Origin of the sequence: Nitrosomonas sp. Nm34 (assembly GCF_900113925.1) — a bacterium.
Classification (GTDB): Bacteria; Pseudomonadota; Gammaproteobacteria; order Burkholderiales; family Nitrosomonadaceae; genus Nitrosomonas.
In genome coordinates, this window is sequence record NZ_FORD01000129.1 from 1 (window position 1) to 2311 (window position 2311).

Below are 2311 nucleotides of genomic sequence, written 5' to 3' on the forward strand. Positions count from 1 at the left end.
GCTTGTTATAAATCGATTCTTGAAGCAGAATCTTCTCCAGCTTCGACCAGTACTCATCATTGAGCATTATTCGGGGCATCGCAAACTCGTTTTGTTGGTGGTATGGGAACCCCAATATTACGAGTTTGTTTCTACCTATTAAATACTTATCTTAAAACGTCAACAGACCCTAGCGAAATCTATAATATTTGGCCTATTGCTAAGCGTTTCTGTGACACATAGTCACGCTGCTGACTACCGAATATGTAATATGTCAGCCAATGTCACGTTGAGCGGTTATCCTGATTGGTGGTATTTTGACAACAGCTCAAGCTATAATTTCAGCCTGGCTCCTGGAGGATCTGCCGATTTAGAGAAAGGATCCTGTATCAAAGGGTTATATTCTTCTTACGGAGCATCACCCGGTTGTTCTTATGAAAACCAGGAAAATTGCACCTGGAATAGAAGTTCCACATGCGAATCAAGCACGTTTGTTTATGGCACATCCACTGACGGCACTGTCGAAGGTTGGCAAAGTGTCGATGGTGTGATGGATTGCTTGGATGCAGCTAATCAAATCATGCAATGCCAACAGGCTGGATATGATTCGGTTGGCCCGTGTAGATGCACACGAATAGGCAGCCATTGCAGCAGCATCTTTTCTGAAGTCGCTTGCATGTTTGCTTGCATGCTTTCTAATGCTGGGCAAACTGGCGGTGGGGAACCCGTCGGTGGAGAGAGAGGAGAAGATACCGTGAAGGATGAAAAGCTGAGAACCTATATCAGGCAACAAAACGTACCTAGCTTGAAATAAGCGAAATGGAGACAAACTCAATCGCAAAGAAATGAGTAGGTAGGGTGTAATAAGCGAAGCGCATTGCACCATTTGTATCAAAGGCGCAACAATGATTGCGTCCTACGCAGTACACGGGCTCATTAAATTATATAAGAGCATGAATAAAGTCATTATAAATTTTTATTGACCCGACTTACAAAACCTTTACCATTTTTCTTCTGGTGGCCGCTATTTTTATTCGACCGTAAAAGTCGTCGTCATGCCAGCCTTGATGTGATCATTGACATGACAATGATACATCCAGTTGCCCTTGACATCTGGCTGCATATCCAGCGTTTTGGTAGCCGCTGGCAACACTTCAGTTACATCCACGCGATTACCATTATGCAATAAAGTGGCGCCATGCCAATGCGGCGAATGAAGATCGACTTCGCTTCCCATGCCTATGATATACCAGCGCACCCGTTCACCACTACGCATCACATACCCTTTATTATTGCCATAAACCAATCCATTAATTCCATGTTTCAAATTACTTTCCTCAAATTCTTCGCTTCCGGGATCACAAGAACCTGTGCAAGTGGAAAGGTTGATATCATGATATAAGCTCTCATTTTCATCGAATACCGTAAAAAGTGAAATAAATTCACGATCTACCCCCAGTGGTTTCTCTCTGTTACTTGAGATAATGATCGGACCGATCAGCCCGGAATTGGTATCAGCAGACTCATTGACGTGACTATGGTACACCCAGGCGATGGAAGAAGTATCATTTGGGCCAGGGCCTGCGCGCTCTGGCACCTCCCAAATATAAGTGTGCTCCCCTCCCGGCTTAACAATTCCGCCCGATTTATGCTTGTCATTTGCTGAATGGGCAGCGCCTTCATGTTCCTTGGTATAACGCACGCCATGCGGGTGGATACTTGCCGGAAAACGGGTATTGTTTTTAAAATGAACAGTAATTCTGTCTCCCACGGCTGCCCGAATGACAGGCCCAAGTATACCCAGGTGCTTTTCCTCAGCGCTACGCGGTTTTACAGCACCAAACCCGGCGGTATATTCCCGATAGACAGACTTTAAATATCGCCGACCAATTCCTTGCTCGACGAATACACGCTCATCTGCAGTAAATTCATTGCCTGTCATCGGATTAACAGGAAATGAAGGCGCATAATCCCACAATACTTCATCAGCGGCTATCCAATAAACTCGGTTTCCACCTTTAGCCCAAGCTGGATTGCTGATAAGTATAGTCAGTATCAGAACAGAAACAAGTGAAAGAATTTTATTTTGCAACATCGAATAATTCCTCTTTGATAAAGAATAGCGAGCTTTCAGACTGATCACATAACCTTCGCTCTGACAAATGTTGTTCGGTATAGTAGGTAAGATGTAATAAGCGAAGCGCATTGCACCATTTGTATCATAAGGCGCAATAACGATTGCGCCCTAGTGTGCCCGGCATGGGTTAAAACTTGTTATCTGAGAGGAGATAACCGGAGTTAGTAACGACAACCGTAGTGAAACGCAAGGGGG

The 2311-nt window shown here is 44.5% G+C and carries 2 protein-coding genes; one reads left to right on the top strand and one right to left on the bottom strand.

From position 1 onward, the window contains the following. Positions 1-250: 250 nt before the first annotated feature. Complete coding sequence (locus BM283_RS17645; protein ID WP_090695462.1) at positions 251-793, top strand: hypothetical protein; 543 nt, start codon at positions 251-253, stop codon at positions 791-793. Between the two features lie 216 nt (positions 794-1009). Here the strand turns inward: BM283_RS17645 and BM283_RS17650 are convergent, their stop codons facing one another. Further along, positions 1010-2074: a multicopper oxidase domain-containing protein gene (locus BM283_RS17650; RefSeq protein WP_090695465.1), complete on the bottom strand. Its 1065-nt coding sequence runs from the start codon at positions 2072-2074 to the stop codon at positions 1010-1012. Positions 2075-2311: the final 237 nt, after the last annotated feature.